Raw genomic sequence first — 599 nt, 5'->3', positions numbered from 1 at the left:
GGATACCGTAATCGGGGATACCGCATATTCCGGCAAGGATAACCTTAGACTCAAAGATAAAAATAATGAGGCCATAAAGATAGTGGCAAAGCTAAACCCTATTATCACACAAGGTCTTAGAAAGAAAGAAAATAGATTCGATTATAACAAAGATGCCGATATGTTTGTGTGTCCAGGAGGACACCTGGCCATCCGAAAAGCGCGACAAGGGAAAAAGAACAGCAGCAGAAATCCAGTATGCACTTATTATTTTGATATAGAGAAATGCAAAACTTGCCCATTAAGGGATGGTTGTTATAAGCCAGGGGCTAAGACCAAAAGCTATTCGGTCTCCATTAAATCAAGTTTGCACCAAGAACAGATGATATTTGAGGAATCTGAATATTATAAGGAAAAATCGAAACATCGCTATAAGATCGAGGCCAAAAACAGTGAACTAAAAAACGTTCATGGGTACGATCGTGCTATAGCATATGGTATCCATAGTATGCAAATGCAGGGGGCACTTGCTATTTTCGCCGTAAACCTCAAGAGAATTCTTAAATTAACTATATAAGTCCGAGATCTTGAGGGAAGTAAGCTTAAAAAGCGATCAGAAG

1 protein-coding gene is annotated in these 599 nt (G+C 39.1%); it reads left to right on the top strand.

Annotation, left to right across the window (positions count from 1 at the left end; translation table 11 throughout):
• A partial coding sequence (locus LB467_RS18685; RefSeq protein WP_224475663.1) for a transposase occupies window positions 1-556 on the top strand: 556 nt, incomplete at its 5' end.
• Between the last annotated feature and the right edge of the window lie 43 nt (window positions 557-599).

This window comes from Salegentibacter tibetensis (assembly GCF_020164485.1).
GTDB classification, from domain to species: Bacteria; Bacteroidota; Bacteroidia; order Flavobacteriales; family Flavobacteriaceae; genus Salegentibacter; species Salegentibacter tibetensis.
Note: the sequence above shows the minus strand (reverse complement) of the source record. Positions and strands in the feature narration are given on the sequence as shown.